The 14,141-nt window shown below is 60.1% G+C and carries 12 protein-coding genes and 2 rRNA genes (1 of these 14 running past the window's edge); 8 read left to right on the forward strand and 6 right to left on the reverse strand.

Translation table 11 applies throughout. The features are described from left to right. The 5 genes from AB1J88_RS25410 to AB1J88_RS25430 all read left to right on the forward strand — a co-directional run. Window positions 1-477: ribosomal RNA gene (locus AB1J88_RS25410) — 23S ribosomal RNA — on the forward strand (it extends 2,415 nt beyond the left edge of the window). 153 nt (window positions 478-630) lie between these two features. Continuing rightward, window positions 631-746: ribosomal RNA gene (gene rrf, locus AB1J88_RS25415) — 5S ribosomal RNA — on the forward strand. A 149-nt stretch (window positions 747-895) separates the two neighbouring features. Beyond that, the gene (locus AB1J88_RS25420; RefSeq protein WP_430292198.1) at window positions 896-1,555 is read left to right on the forward strand and encodes a paraquat-inducible protein A; all 660 of its coding nucleotides are present in this window, start codon (window positions 896-898) and stop codon (window positions 1,553-1,555) included. Then, window positions 1,542-2,165, forward strand: coding sequence for a paraquat-inducible protein A (locus AB1J88_RS25425; RefSeq protein WP_430292199.1), 624 nt, complete (start codon window positions 1,542-1,544; stop codon window positions 2,163-2,165). Before AB1J88_RS25420 ends, AB1J88_RS25425 begins: the two co-directional genes overlap by 14 nt. Then, window positions 2,158-4,461, forward strand: coding sequence for an MlaD family protein (locus tag AB1J88_RS25430; RefSeq protein WP_430292200.1), 2,304 nt, complete (start codon window positions 2,158-2,160; stop codon window positions 4,459-4,461). The genes AB1J88_RS25425 and AB1J88_RS25430 overlap by 8 nt, the downstream gene beginning before the upstream one ends. A 216-nt stretch (window positions 4,462-4,677) precedes the next feature. Here the strand turns inward: AB1J88_RS25430 and mksF are convergent, their stop codons facing one another. From mksF to mksB, 3 genes are read right to left on the reverse strand one after another with little or no spacing between them, the layout of a single operon-like run. Beyond that, the gene (gene mksF / locus AB1J88_RS25435; protein WP_145593127.1) at window positions 4,678-7,518 is read right to left on the reverse strand and encodes an Mks condensin complex protein MksF; all 2,841 of its coding nucleotides are present in this window, start codon (window positions 7,516-7,518) and stop codon (window positions 4,678-4,680) included. Then, a complete protein-coding gene (gene mksE, locus AB1J88_RS25440; RefSeq protein ID WP_016773189.1) occupies window positions 7,515-8,216 on the reverse strand; it encodes an Mks condensin complex protein MksE in 702 nt (233 codons plus the stop codon). The genes mksF and mksE overlap by 4 nt, the downstream gene beginning before the upstream one ends. After that, entirely contained in the window at window positions 8,206-9,489 is a 1,284-nt protein-coding gene (gene mksB, locus AB1J88_RS25445) for an Mks condensin complex protein MksB (RefSeq protein WP_400764707.1), read from the reverse strand. Before mksB ends, mksE begins: the two co-directional genes overlap by 11 nt. Window positions 9,490-9,722: 233 nt before the next feature. On the opposite strand from mksB, the gene AB1J88_RS25450 reads away from it, so the two are divergent. Both AB1J88_RS25450 and rimI read left to right on the forward strand, forming a co-directional pair. Continuing rightward, window positions 9,723-10,469: an energy transducer TonB gene (locus tag AB1J88_RS25450; protein ID WP_430292718.1), complete on the forward strand. Its 747-nt coding sequence runs from the start codon at window positions 9,723-9,725 to the stop codon at window positions 10,467-10,469. Beyond that, on the forward strand, window positions 10,462-10,914 hold the full coding sequence (gene rimI, locus AB1J88_RS25455; protein WP_041074813.1) for a ribosomal protein S18-alanine N-acetyltransferase: 453 nt from the start codon (window positions 10,462-10,464) through the stop codon (window positions 10,912-10,914). Before AB1J88_RS25450 ends, rimI begins: the two co-directional genes overlap by 8 nt. 112 nt (window positions 10,915-11,026) lie before the next feature. Here rimI and AB1J88_RS25460 read toward each other — a convergent pair whose 3' ends face one another. After that, a complete protein-coding gene (locus AB1J88_RS25460; protein WP_108183800.1) occupies window positions 11,027-11,431 on the reverse strand; it encodes a serine kinase/phosphatase in 405 nt (134 codons plus the stop codon). A gap of 139 nt (window positions 11,432-11,570) precedes the next feature. Here AB1J88_RS25460 and can point away from each other — a divergent pair, with 139 nt between their 5' ends. Then, entirely contained in the window at window positions 11,571-12,215 is a 645-nt protein-coding gene (gene can, locus AB1J88_RS25465) for a carbonate dehydratase (RefSeq protein ID WP_430292201.1), read from the forward strand. 1 nt (window position 12,216) lies between these two features. Here the strand turns inward: can and AB1J88_RS25470 are convergent, their stop codons facing one another. Continuing rightward, entirely contained in the window at window positions 12,217-12,732 is a 516-nt protein-coding gene (locus AB1J88_RS25470; protein ID WP_086791564.1) for an SET domain-containing protein, read from the reverse strand. A gap of 176 nt (window positions 12,733-12,908) precedes the next feature. Then, window positions 12,909-14,090: a hypothetical protein gene (locus AB1J88_RS25475; protein WP_222018379.1), complete on the reverse strand. Its 1,182-nt coding sequence runs from the start codon at window positions 14,088-14,090 to the stop codon at window positions 12,909-12,911. Window positions 14,091-14,141: the final 51 nt, after the last annotated feature.

Consider the following 14,141-nt stretch of genomic DNA (forward strand, 5'->3'; position numbering starts at 1 on the left):
GGATAAAAGGTACTCCGGGGATAACAGGCTGATACCGCCCAAGAGTTCATATCGACGGCGGTGTTTGGCACCTCGATGTCGGCTCATCACATCCTGGGGCTGAAGCCGGTCCCAAGGGTATGGCTGTTCGCCATTTAAAGTGGTACGCGAGCTGGGTTTAGAACGTCGTGAGACAGTTCGGTCCCTATCTGCCGTGGACGTTTGAGATTTGAGAGGGGCTGCTCCTAGTACGAGAGGACCGGAGTGGACGAACCTCTGGTGTTCCGGTTGTCACGCCAGTGGCATTGCCGGGTAGCTATGTTCGGGAAAGATAACCGCTGAAAGCATCTAAGCGGGAAACTTGCCTCAAGATGAGATCTCACTGGAACCTTGAGTTCCCTGAAGGGCCGTCGAAGACTACGACGTTGATAGGTTGGGTGTGTAAGCGCTGTGAGGCGTTGAGCTAACCAATACTAATTGCCCGTGAGGCTTGACCATATAACACCCAAGCAATCTGAATGCTCGAAAGAGACCAGATTGCGGTGTGTGAAGACGCAATGAACCGAAAGTTCGCGCTGCTCACAAACACCTGTATCACATACCCGATTTGCTGAAGCGAGGCCAATTGGTCACGAGTCAGTATCCGAATTTCTTGACGACCATAGAGCGTTGGAACCACCTGATCCCATCCCGAACTCAGAAGTGAAACGATGCATCGCCGATGGTAGTGTGGGGTTTCCCCATGTGAGAGTAGGTCATCGTCAAGATTAAATTCCGAAACCCCAATTGCGAAAGCAGTTGGGGTTTTGTTTTGTCCGCAGGAAAGTATTTTTACTTAGCCAGCGAACAAATTTGCACAGTTATTTTCGAATCAGAACACTAGAATAGCCCCACCTTTTTCGGAGCCAGAGCCTTTATGTCAGATCCGGTTGACGCCTCAGGGCTGTCAGATTTACCGCTGGAAGACCTGGTGGCCTGTCACGAGTGCGACCTGCTGATGCGCAAGCCCAAGCTTGCCCATGGCGAGAAAGCGCTCTGCCCGCGCTGCGGTTACGAGTTGTACGCCCACCGCCATAACGTGGTGCAGCGCAGCCTTGCCCTGGTGATCGCAGCATTATTGCTGTACATCCCGGCAAACTTTTTACCCATCATGCAACTCAATATTCTCGGACAATCTTCGCAGGATACGGTCTGGAGCGGCGTGCTCGGCTTGTTCAATACGGACATGCAGGGCGTTTCGATCATTGTATTTCTATGCAGTATGGCCATTCCGTTGCTGAAGTTGCTGTGCCAGTTATTCGTATTGCTGACGATTCGATTCAACATCGGCCGCAGTTACGGCTTGCTGCTCTACCGTATTTATCACCACCTCAAAGACTGGGGGATGCTCGAGGTCTACCTAATGGGCGTCCTCGTGGCGATCGTCAAACTGGCGGACATGGCGGCCATCACCGTCGGCCTCGGTCTGGCGTGTTTCATCGGTTTGTTGTTGGTTCAGGTCTGGCTGGAAGTGGTGATGTCACCGCATCAGATCTGGCAGGCGCTATCAGGAGAAGACCCTCATGCGGGCGATTGATGCGGGCATTCTGGTCTGTACCGAATGCCACGAGTTGAACAGGCAGGACGCGGTCACCGACGAGCAAACCTGTACCCGATGCGGCGCGCTGGTTCATGCTCGCCGGCCCAACAGCCTGATCCGAACCTGGGCCCTGCTGATCACGGCTGCGATTATCTACATTCCGGCCAATGTGTTGCCGATCATGACCGTCAGCTCGCTGGGTCAGGGCGACCCCAGCACCATCATGTCCGGCGTGATCCAGTTGGTACAACACGGCATGATCCCGATTGCCGCCGTGGTGTTCATCGCCAGTATTCTGGTGCCGACGTTTAAACTGGTCGGTATCGCGCTGTTGCTGTTTTCTGTACAGCGCCGCCAGCCATTGTCTGCACGGCAGCGCATCTGGATGTACCGCTTCATTGAGTTCATCGGTCGCTGGTCGATGCTCGACATCTTTGTGATCGCCATTCTGGTGGCGGTCGTCAACTTCGGCCGGCTTGCCAGTGTCGAAGCCAACCTTGGCGCCATCGCCTTCGCCAGTGTGGTGATTCTGACGATGCTTGCCGCAGTAACTTTCGATCCCCGACTGATTTGGGATAACACGGAGTCGGACGACGACCATGACTGATTTGCCTGTAGCGAAAACCCGACCGGCCTCCAACTGGTCTGCCATTTGGGTACTGCCTCTGATTGCCCTGATCATCGGCGGCTGGCTCGGCTGGCGTGCCTATAACGAAACCGGCATCGAGATTCAGGTGCGTTTCGAAAGCGGTGAAGGCATCCAGGCCAACAAGACCGAAGTGGTCTACAAGGGCATGCCAGTAGGTAAAGTGAAGACGCTCAAACTGGATGACGAGGGCAACTCCAAAGGGGTAATTGCCACCGTCGAAATGAACAAGGACGTCGAGCAATACCTCAAGACCAGCACGCGTTTCTGGCTGGTGAAACCGAGCGTGACCCTGGCCGGCATTACCGGTCTGGAAACCCTGGTTTCAGGTAATTACGTGGCCATCAGTCCCGGTGAAGGCGAGCCGACCCGCAAGTTCAAGGCACTCGCCGAAGAGCCGCCGCTGTCGGACTCCAAGCCCGGCCTGCACCTGACCATCAAGGCCGATCGTCTCGGTTCGCTGAACCGCGGCAGTCCGGTGTTCTACAAACAGATCAAGGTCGGTCAGATCAAAAGCTACGTGCTGTCTGAAGACCAGAGCACCGTTGAACTCAAGGTGTTCATCGAGCCGACCTACGCCAAACTGGTGCGCAAACACACGCGCTTCTGGAACGCCAGTGGCATCAGCATCGACGCCAACCTGTCGGGGGTGAAGGTTCGCAGCGAGTCTCTGGCGAGCATCGTCGCCGGTGGTATTGCCTTCGCCACTCCGGAGAATCGCAAGGACAGTCCGCCTACTGATCCAAGCCTGCCGTTCCGTCTGTATGAGGACTTCGACGCCGCCGCTGCCGGCATCCGGGTCAAGGTCAAACTCAGCGACTTCGAAGGCCTGCAGGCCGGCCGTACGCCAGTGATGTACAAAGGCATTCAGGTCGGCAACATGAAAGCGCTGAAAATCGATCCGGATCTGAACAGCGCCACGGCCGAACTGACGCTGGATCCTCTGGCTGAAGACTATCTGGTCGACGGCACGCAATTCTGGGTGGTCAAACCGTCGATTTCCCTGGCCGGTATCACCGGGCTCGAAGCGCTGGTGAAGGGCAACTACATCGCTGTGCGTCCGGGCGACAAAGGTGCCGCGCCGAAACGCGAGTTCGAGGCGCGGCCAAAAGCGCCGCCGCTGGATCTGCGTTCGCCGGGTCTACACTTGGTGTTGTTCACCGATGTTCTCGGTTCGATCGAAGTCGGCAGTCCGATTCTGTACAAGCAGGTCAAGGTCGGTTCGGTTCAGAGCTATCAGTTCTCCAAGACCAAAAAACAAATCGTCATTGGCGTGCATATCGAGAAGGAATACGAAAACCTGGTCAACGCGTCGACACGCTTCTGGAACGTCAGCGGCATCACCCTCACCGGTGGTCTGACGGGCGGGATTCAGGTCAAGAGCGAGTCGTTGCAGACGTTGATGGCCGGCGGCATTGCCTTCGAAACACCGCAAGCCAAAGCGCCGCTGCAAAAGCGTATTCCGCGCTTCCGGCTGTTCGCCAACCATGACGAGGCCAACCAGAAAGGCACGCTGGTGACGATCAAGGTCGACCGCGCCGATGGTTTGCGCCCGGGCACGCCGATTCGTTTCAAAGGGCTGGATGTCGGCAAGATTGAAGACGTCGATCTGACCGACGATCTGCAAGCCGTGATGATTACCGCGCGGATCACCGAAGTGCCGGAGCGCATTGCGCGGGTCGGCAGTCAGTTCTGGGTGGTCAAGCCAGAGTTGGGACTGATCAAGACGCAGAACCTGGAAACCCTGGTTACCGGGCAGTATGTGGAAGTGCAGCCGGCGGCAAAAAACCTCGGCCCGCAGAAGAACTTCGTTGCGCTGGCCAGTCCGCCGGAAGTCGCCAAACAGGAAGCCGGTTTGAGTCTGGTGTTGAGCGCTGCGCGCCGTGGCTCACTGAAACCGGGCGTACCCGTGACCTACCGAGAAATCACTGTGGGCAAAGTCACGGGCTATGAGCTGGGTCAGACCGCAGATCGCGTCTTGGTGCACATTCTGATCGAGCCGAAGTACGCGCCGCTGGTGCGCAGCGGCAGCCGATTCTGGAACACCAGCGGCGTTGGTTTCGACATCGGCTTGTTCAATGGTCTGACAGTGCGCACAGAGTCGCTGGAGACGGCGATTCAGGGGGGAATCGCTTTCGCTACCCCGGACGGTGAACGGATGGGCAACCCGGCGCGTGCGGAACAGACGTTCCCGCTGTTCGACAAGTTCGAGGATGAGTGGTTGACCTGGGCGCCGAAGATTTCGCTCGGTAAGTAATCTGGAATTGATGTGGCGTCTACAAAGACGCCATCGCTGGCAAGCCAGCTCCCACAGGGTTTCATGTCGTATACAGAATGTGTGTTCAACGCAAAAACCTGTGGGAGCTGGCTTGCCAGCGATGAGGTCCTCCTATTCAGCACAAACCCAAAGCCATAAAAAAGGGCCGCGATCCCAACAGATCGCGGCCCTTTTTTTGCCTTCAGCTAACGCCGATCAAACCTCATCCAGCTCTGGCTCATCGGCTTGCACGTTGACGGTGGCCTTCACCACATCATGCCGGCGGATGTACTTCCAGTCCGCCTCGTCGATGTAGATCCCCGCCGGGCCGCTGCCGCCTTCCAGGTCGATGGCGACACTTGCGCAGACTTGCGGCTTCACACTCGCCAGAATCGGCACAAAGCCCAATTGCAGGCTGGTTTCCAGCAATGCGGCCTGGTTCTTCTCGTCGATGTCTGCGGCCTCGTCGAGGTAGTACGGCAGGCGCACGCGACCGGCCAGGTCGCGATCCATCAGGTGCAGCAACAAGTACATGTTGGTCAGCGCCTTGATGGTCATGGTGGTGCCGTTGGAGGCCGCGCCGTCGATGTCGGTGTGAATCACCGGCTGACCGTTGACCTTGGTGATCTCGAACGCCAGTTCGAACAAGTCCTTGAGGCCGAGCTGGTTGTGGTTCGCCGCCACCAGCCGAGCCAGGTATTCCTTGGCCTCTTCGTTCTTGTTGTCCTGTTCGGCGCTCTGGCTCAGATCGAACACCGACAGGGTTTCGCCTTCTTCGTACTGACCGGCGCTGTGGATGATCTGGTCGATGTGTTTGAGTGCTTCCTTGTTCGGCGCGAGGACGATGCGGAAGCTCTGCAGGTTGGACACCTGACGCTTGTTGATCTCGCGGTTGAACAGCGCCAGTTGATGCTCCAGGCTGTCGTAGTCGCTGCGAATGTTGCGCAGGGTCCGGGCGATGTCGGTGACCGCCGCACGCCGCGCCTTGCCCAGCGTCAGCGCTTCATCGGTACGGTGCGCGTAAGCGTTGATCAGCAGCGACAGACGGCGCTCCATGTCGTCTTCGCTGTCGAACTTGGCCACGCCTTTCAGACGCACTTGCGCGTACAGCGCTTCGATCTGCCCGTCGGCGCGCAGCAGACCCTGCCAGCTGTCCTGATAGTCATTGAGCAGCGGCAACAGGTTGTCCATCGAATCGTCGACCGGATCCATGAACGGCGTACCGAATGGCAGATCCGCCGGCAGCAGCTGACGGCGGCGCAGGGCGTCGTCGAGGGTGCGCTGCTTGGCTTCCATGTCGGCGATCTGCCGGCCGACCAGTTGCAGCTTGGCCGACAGTTGCTGGACGCGCTCGGTGAACGCATCGCTGGAGCGCTTGAGTTCGTCCTGCGCGGCTTCCATCTGCGCCAGTTGCTCAAGCTTGTCGCCTTCTTCGGCGCTCAGCGTTTGAGTGCGACGGAAATCTTCCAGGGCTTTCTGCGCATCCAGCACTTGCTGGTACAGCGCTTCGGTCTGGGTCTTGCTCGCGGCGCGGTCGGCGGCCACGGCTTGCTGAGTCTTGAGCTGCTTGAGCTCTTTTTCCAGACGCTCTTTCTGGTCACGCAGCGCGGCGCGGTCGGCCAGCGCTTGCAGAGCCGGCGGCTCAATGTGCGAGATGTCGATCGACAGCCCCGGCACTTCGAAACGCTCGCCCTTGAAGCCATCGAGGATCAGCTCGACCGATTTGACCCACTCGCCGTCTTCGTCGAGGGTGATGCCATGTTCGCCCAGCGGCAGGCTGAACAGCGCGCTGTTGAACAGGCGCATCAGGCGCTCGACGTCCTGTTGCGAGAATTCTTCACGCAGGCGCGCGTAGCTGTTGTTGTCGGCGTGATCGAGTTGCTGTTTCACCGACTTCAGACGTTTTTCCAGGTCGCGCAGACGCTCTTCCAGATCCTCGGCGCTGAACTGTCGTGACTGTGCCAGCGCACCAGCCAGTTCGTCGTGGGCGTCCTTGGCCGCGAGCAGTTGTTGCTCCAGTACTTTGACGTCATCGACCAGCGCAAAGCGGTTCTTCAGCACCGACAACTCGCCGAGCCAGCGCTGAATGCCGGAGATTTCCCGCTCCAGGCGCATCAGCTCCTGGGTGCCGCCACGCTGGTCGTTTTGCAGGTCGTCCTGCTCGCGACGGTAGTGTTCGGCCTGAATCGTCAGTTCTTCCTTGCGTGCATTGGCGTAGTCCGACCAAGTGCCGAGCAACGAGTCGAGCAGCGGCGACAGGCGATGCAGTTTGCCGCGCAACACGTCACGCTGTTTCACGCCGTTGGCCAAGGCCTCGACCAATGGGCCGGCGGCGACCAGCGAGTTGTAGTCCTGCTCCATCCGGCGCACATCGCGGAAGGCTTCTTCGCACGCAGCAATGTAGTCGACGCTGCCGGAACGCAGGCTGTGCTCGAAGGCATCGAGGAACAGTTGCTTCAACTTGGCCGCAGTGATTTCGCGCATGTGCAGCAGGTTGATGAACAGCGCGCGGAAGGTCTTCAGGCTCTGCTCGCTGGTGGAGCGCAGCGGAATCAGCGTCAGGTCGAGCGGGATAGAGGTGTGCCCGCCCACCAGCAAACGACGCAGTTCGTCCGGCTTGAGTTCGTAGGCTTTCAGGCCTTCTTTCTCAAGGTTGCTGAACAGCTCTTTCTGCCGCAGGCAGGTGTCGTTCTTCTGGTAATGCGCCAGATCCAGCTTGCCGGCATAAGCGAAGAACTGGTGACCGAAACCACCGCCCGGGCCACGGCCGACCACGCCGATCACGTGCGGGCCGTGAGGCAGATTGACTTCGACGAGGATGTAACTGGTGTCGGAGGCGAAGTAGAAACGCCGCGATTGTTCCAGGCTGTACTTGCCGAAACTCATGTCCGACATGCGCGCCAGGATCGGGAACTGCAAGGCGTTGATCGAGGCGGATTTGCCGAGGTTGTTCGCGCCGTAGACCGACAGCGGTTCTTCCAGCGGGAACAGGCCGAGGCTGTAACCGGCGGTGTTCAAAAGGGCAAAGCGGCGGATGCCGTAGCGTTCCTGGCTCATGCGTCGGACTCCTGTTCTTCGGCAATGGCGCGGGCCAGTGCGTCTTCTTCGCTTTCTTCCTCAAACTCGCTGAGATCGAGCGGATCGTCGGTCTCGAGGAATTTGGCTTCGGCCTCTTCGTCGATCAGCACCGGTGCCGGCAGCGGCAGCACGCTGTGTACGCTGGCCGCCAGATCGCGGTCCTGCTGCACCGACAGGCACACGTCGAGGAAGCGGTGCATCGGCGGCAGGAAGCGATACACGCCGTTTTCTTCACCGGCAAAACCCAGTTGAGTCATGCGGCGCATGATCTTTTCTTCGAGTTCTTCGACGGTCTGCACTTCGGCCTGGATGAACAGGTCGCGGTATTTGTCCAGCAGCGACGGCAGTTCTTCACGGCCGAGGCTGCCACCGTCGAGCACGGCGATCGGATCGCGGCCCTGATCGGCCAGGTGCTCGACGAGGATGAAGGTGAACAGCGCCAGGCGCTGAGCGGTCTTGTTCACCGCCGCAGCGGCCATGTCCGGCACGAAGTAGTAGAAGCCACGGGTGTCGCAGACCAGCTCGAACCCCAGCGCCTTGAACAGCGTGCGGTATTGATCCTGGAAGTTCGACAGTTGCGCGTACAGTTCCGGGTCGCGGCGGCTGACGTGGTAGCCCTTGAACAGCTCACGGAAGATCGGCGCCAGTTGGGACAGTTCGGATAGATCAAGATGCATTGGGGATGCTCGCAGAATCCTCGGCGGCGGCAGGGGCGCGGGCCGAGAGCAGGGCGAAGGAGCGCAGGCTGACCTGATGCTCGTGAGTGTGGTATTCGCGGCGTTCCAGACGCTCGCGGGTGAAGCGTTTTTCCCGCGACAGGCGCGAGAACCAGTAGAGCAATTCGTCGGTGGCGCCGTCCGGTTCCTGCTCCAGCAACCAGGTCATCAGATCCGGCATCGGCAGGGACTCTTCGCAACGCTCGACCATCTCGCGCACGGTGCGCGGTGCACGCGGGGCATCGCCGGATTTCTGGGTTTTGTGCGCCTTGGGGAAACGCGCCGGTTTCGGCTCGAAACGCGCCAGGGCGTAGACGTAGGCCTCGACCTGACTGGCGCTGCCGAGGAAGGTGCTTTGCGGCCGGGTGAACAGCGGCATCGCCGCTTGCGGCACGGCGTCGATGCCTTTGCGGCGGATCGCCGCCAGCGCCAGCGCGGCACCACGGGTCACGGCGTTGTGCCGGCGCGCTTCTTCACGCAGCGGCAGCAGCAGCTCGCGGGCATGACGCAGGGTCAACTGGGCGCTGGTCTGCATTTCGAGGATACGCGCGTGGGTGCGCAGCAGCATGTCGTCATCGACCAGATGGCCGAGGCGCTGCTGTTCGCTGAGCATCTTCAGCAGCACGGTTTCGACCTTGCGCACGCCTTGCTCGAAGGCACCGTCGGCGTTTACCAGATCGATCATCGGTTCGACGTATTCGTCCCAGGTTGCCAGCACTTCGGCGTAACGCTGACGCAGCGGAATCTGCCGGTCGCTGGTCTTGGCCCGTTCGGCCACGGCCACCAGCGCCTGCTCGTCGTTGTCGAGTTTCTTCAGCACGTCGCGCACGCGCATGTCGAGCAAACGCAGCTGACGGGCGAGGTCGTTGCCGTCGCGCACATCGAACGCGTCCTGAATGTAGCCGGCCAGCCGTTCGAGGTGGCGCAGATAGGCTTCGATCTCCAGGCACAGGCCCAGACGGTGCTCACGGCGCAGGTAGGCGAGGAAGTCGTGGATCTGCGCGTTGAGCTCGAAACGGTTCGGGCTTTTCGCCACGGGCACCAGAATATCGAGGCGAATCCACACGTCGAGCAGGCTGGTGATGTCCTGCGGCGTGCTGTCCAGTTGTTGGGCGGCCAGTTGCGTGCGCAGTTCGTTGAGGCTCAGGGTGCCTTGGTCGAAGTGCTCGCACAGTGGCTCAAGAAGTGCCCAGTGTTCAGCGAGGGCGCGCAAGACGCGCTTGGGTTCGATCATCGGAATGGCCGGCTGGTTGGCGATTAAAAGCCGCGATTGTACTGCATCAGGAGGGATGCGATTCACTCTCGGGACGGGCTGTCGCATTTTCTCAGGGAGCGAGCCCAGGTAAAGGCTATCGATCAACAGCAAGCGATCTTGAACGAAGGGCTGTAGAATCAGCCCACTTCAGTTATCCACAAGTGGCCGACCCTTTGCTAATCGAGTCCCGCCGCCGCGCCTATTTGAACGCCATGCAGGTGGTCAACTGGCTGCCGCGCACCGAATTGCCTTTCGCCGCCCCGTCGCGGCCCGAGCTGCTGGACATGCCCGAGCCTGAGCCAGAGGTCGCGGCGATGCCGGTTGTGCAGGCCGAAGCTCCGGCGCAGCCTGCCGCCCGTCCGGTCGAACGGCCGAAGATCGAAGTGCCACGCCCGTCGCTCGCCAGTACCCGCAATGGCGCCAAACCGGTAGAAGAGGTCGAGGAGGCGCCAGTTGTCGCCAGACCCGCGCCCGTGCCGCCCCCGCGTTTCGCCCTGCAATTGCTGCGCGCCGGGGCTTGCCTGCTGCTGGTCGAGTTACCCACAGGCGAAGCGTTCCAGAGCCGCGATCCAGCTTATCTGCTGCTTAAAGACATGCTTCGCGCCGCCGGTCTGCCGGATGCGCCACAAATCGTCGGTGAGCCGGTGCGCTGGCCTTGGCTGAACCGCGGAACCATGGATCAGGGCCCGGAAGCGGCACGCGACTTTGTTCAGGGTTTCCTCTCGGTACAGATGGAAGCGGCACCTTGCGCCTGCCTGTGGTTGATTGGCCTGCCGGCGGTGCGCTTTGCCGGTGAAGCGGACGCTGAAGCGTTCAACAGTGAGTTGCAGATCGAAGGCCTGGGCCTGGCCTGGGCCATTCCCAGTCTGGAATTGTTAATGGAAGAGCCACAGCGCAAAGCCGCTGTGTGGCAAGCCATGCGTCGGCTGATGGCGCGCTGGAAACCATCGAATGAGTGAAGCTGTATCGTTCCGCCCGATGACCGAGGCGGACCTGGACGCGGTATTGAAGATCGAATACGCGGCGTACAGCCATCCCTGGACGCGCGGGATTTTTCTCGACGGGCTGGGCAAATACCAGATCTGGCTGATGTTCGAAGGCCAGCAGCAAGTCGGCCACGGCGTGGTGCAGATCATTCTGGATGAGGCGCACCTGCTCAACATCACGGTCAAACCGGAGAATCAGGGGCGAGGGCTGGGGCTGACGTTGCTGGAGCATCTGATGTCGATTGCCTACAAGGCTGACGCTCGGGAATGCTTTCTGGAAGTGCGTGACAGCAATACCGCAGCGTTCAAGCTGTATGAGCGTTATGGCTTCAACGAAATTGGCCGGCGCCGGGATTATTATCCGGCGGTGGGCGGGCGTGAAGACGCCGTGGTCATGGCCTGCACCCTGGTTGACTGATCTCCTGTAGGAGCTGCCGAAGGCTGCGATCTTTTGATCTTGTTTTTAGAGGCAAGATCAAAAGATCGCAGCCTTCGGCAGCTCCTACAGTGAGTCGCGTCACATCAGGAGATCAGCGATTGCCATCCAGCGGATCACGCCGCGCCAGCTCCGCCTCATCCAGACCATTGCCGCCGCCGATATCGTCCTCGTCGACAATGCTCAGGTCCCAATCCGCCTGATTGCCTGCGCCAGCCTCTTCGGCATCGCGCGCACCATCTTCATGAATCAGTGTTTCCGGGCTCAGATCATCGTCGGTCGGCTCGTGGTCCGCCGTCGATGCACCGGTCAACCCGGCCTCGCGCACGCGCTCGTTGGGCATCAGTTGCTCGCGTTCTCGCGCCGGAATCTCGTCACCAATCCTGGCGCTGGGTTCGTCTTCATCAAAATCCAGTTCATGCACCGAGCCCATGCGGTCCTCGTTATCATCGATCGGTTCCGGTTGCACCGCATCGTACGGACGTCGTGAATCAGTCATGGCAAATCCTCATACTGTGGGCCTTACTAAGTGGACTCACCGCACACCCAGGAATTCCAACGAAAACACTTGCGACCCTTGCGTGACCCCGACGGGTGGTCGTCTGTCATACCAGCGCATCTTTCTTGAGGCCTTAACCATGCACGACTTACAAGACCTGATTGATAACAACGAGCGCTGGGCTGACGCGATCACCAAGGAAGATCCGGAGTTCTTCGCCAAACTGGCACGCCAGCAGACCCCGGAATATCTGTGGATCGGCTGCTCCGACGCGCGGGTGCCGGCCAACGAGATCGTCGGCATGCTGCCGGGCGATCTGTTCGTACACCGCAACGTCGCCAACGTCGTGCTGCACACCGACCTCAACTGCCTGTCGGTGATCCAGTACGCGGTCGACGTGCTCAAGGTCAAACACATTCTTGTGACCGGCCACTATGGCTGTGGCGGCGTGCGTGCCTCGATGCAGGATCGCCAGTTCGGCCTGATTGATGGCTGGCTGCGCTCGATCCGTGACCTGTATTACGAAAAACGTGAAGAACTGGCCAAGCTGCCGACCGAGGAAGAACAGGTCGACCGCCTCTGCGAACTGAACGTTATCCAGCAAGTGGCCAACGTCGCCCACACCAGCATCATCCAGAACGCCTGGCATCGCGGCCAGAACCTGTCGATTCACGGTTGCATCTACGGCATCAAGGACGGTCGCTGGAAAAGCCTGAACACTACCATCAGCGGCTTCGAGCAACTGCCGCCGCAGTACCGTCTGCGCCCGGTCGGAGCGTTGTAACTCAGTCTGGATGTCGCCAGCGCTGCAAAAAGTGCTGGCCCTCGATCGTGGGTGGTTCATCGTAACCGGTGATCCACCCACGGCAGCGCGGCGAGCCGCAAGTACAGGCGAACTGTTGCAGCAAACGGTCTTCGGTGGCCGCGAAGTCGATGGTCAGGCGGTCTCCCGGCTGAATATCGCGCAGCGCCCATAGCCACAGTTCGCTCATGTCGAGGAACGCATTCGGGTCGCAGGCATGTTCGAGCAATCCGCAAAAACGCGGATCGTAGAGATGGATGCCGGCCAGTAGCTGGCGAGTCTGTCGGCAGCGATAGGGCAGCAGTTGCCCGGACACCCGACACATCCGGGTGATCCGCAGGAACGCCCGACGCGCCACCACCGACGCGCGGCCATCGTCGTGCTGAACGATTTCGAAGTCCTCGCTGGATGGGAAACCCAGGCGCACGGGCAATCCGGCAAACGGGTAAATGCCGGGTGCGTCGCGGGGGATGTGATGCTGATGGGCCTGATTGTTCATAACGATCCCTGTCGGCAAATGCTGCGACTTCCTTGATCTGACGTCCTGTCAGCGCTGCAACATGTTTGGATCCGATCCTCTCGCGTAAACGCCAAAGCGTCTACTGTCAGATCTGACAGGCGTGATCGGCTGCTTCCCGTGTCAGCATCGACTGACACGGGAAGGCTTTCAGACCATCAGAGGTGTGGCGCGGGAACGCTGGTGTCCGGCATTTCGCCCTGAAGCTGTTGCAGTTGTGCCTTGATCGGCGTGGTCGAGCACTTGGCGGCAGCCTGGGCCGGGGTCAGGTTGCGGATCGAGGTGTAGAACAGCTCGCAGGTCTTGCCCTTTTGCGTCACTTGCCAGGTTTGCGTACAGCTGCTGAGCAGGGTTTTCGCATCGGTGCCGGGCTTGCTGCCCATCCCGGCCTGCCAGCAGGCCGCGCTCAAGTCCTGGCCCATGACCTTCAAGCCGGCGGCATCGGCTTTCGCTTCATCGCCGTCGTAGCTGGCCGGATCGGCGGCGTACCAGATGTAGCTCGGATGGTTCGAACCCAGCACCGGCACGTTCACCCCCGCACTCGGGCTGATAGTCGCCAGACCCAGTACGGCGACGGTCGGGCCATACTGCTGCTTGATCCAGTTACGCACCGGTGCGCCGAACGCGACCATCGGCAGGGTGGTGCCGGCGCTGGTCTGGCTGAACTGCTTGACCAGCGTGGTCTGATAATCCTTGAAGTAGTCGTAGACACCTTCCAGGTCACTGCCGGCATTGGACGGCGCCGCGATGGGGGCGATGTCGATGATGGTCTGATACGCCGGCGTCTGGTCGGCCGGAATCCCGTTGGCGCTCAACAGCGTGGCCCAGCGATCCGTGGTGTTCGAGCGCAGGTAATCCTGGGCCTGGGTCAGCGAGTAATCCGGCGGGAAGTGCAGCAGCTCGACGCTCTTGCGGTTTTCCAGGGCCATGCCCAACGGCAGGAACAGGTACCAGCTGTACGCCCATTTGCCATCGGCATTGAGCTTGCTGGCGCCGGTATAGGCCAGATCACCGGCGTCGAGCAGCGCCGACAGCGGCTTGTCGTAGCCTTTCGGTACGCCACTGATCTCAACGTAAATCTGCCCGTTATCGTTCTTCACCAGCACCTTGGCATTGGCGTAACCATCGCGCTGCACGCTCTGGCTCAAATAGTGAGCGACCGTCTGCTCCAGCGACCAGTTGCGATAGCAGATCACGCTGCAGTTGTTGGGGTAGGCAAAAAGGCGAGTGACGCGCTCGGTGCTGCCCAGCTTCAGATCGACATCGGCGTGGGCCGCCGCGCTCAATGTGAGCGCGGCGAGTGTCAGCGCGGCGGGGGTAAATCCTGCGAGTTTGAACATGCTCAGATCCTTTTCAGCGTGGGTTCCCCGGAGTTTGGGGCGCTTCATATT

It is taken from the genome of Pseudomonas sp. S8, assembly GCF_050473925.1.
Taxonomy (GTDB): domain Bacteria; phylum Pseudomonadota; class Gammaproteobacteria; order Pseudomonadales; family Pseudomonadaceae; genus Aquipseudomonas; species Aquipseudomonas parakoreensis.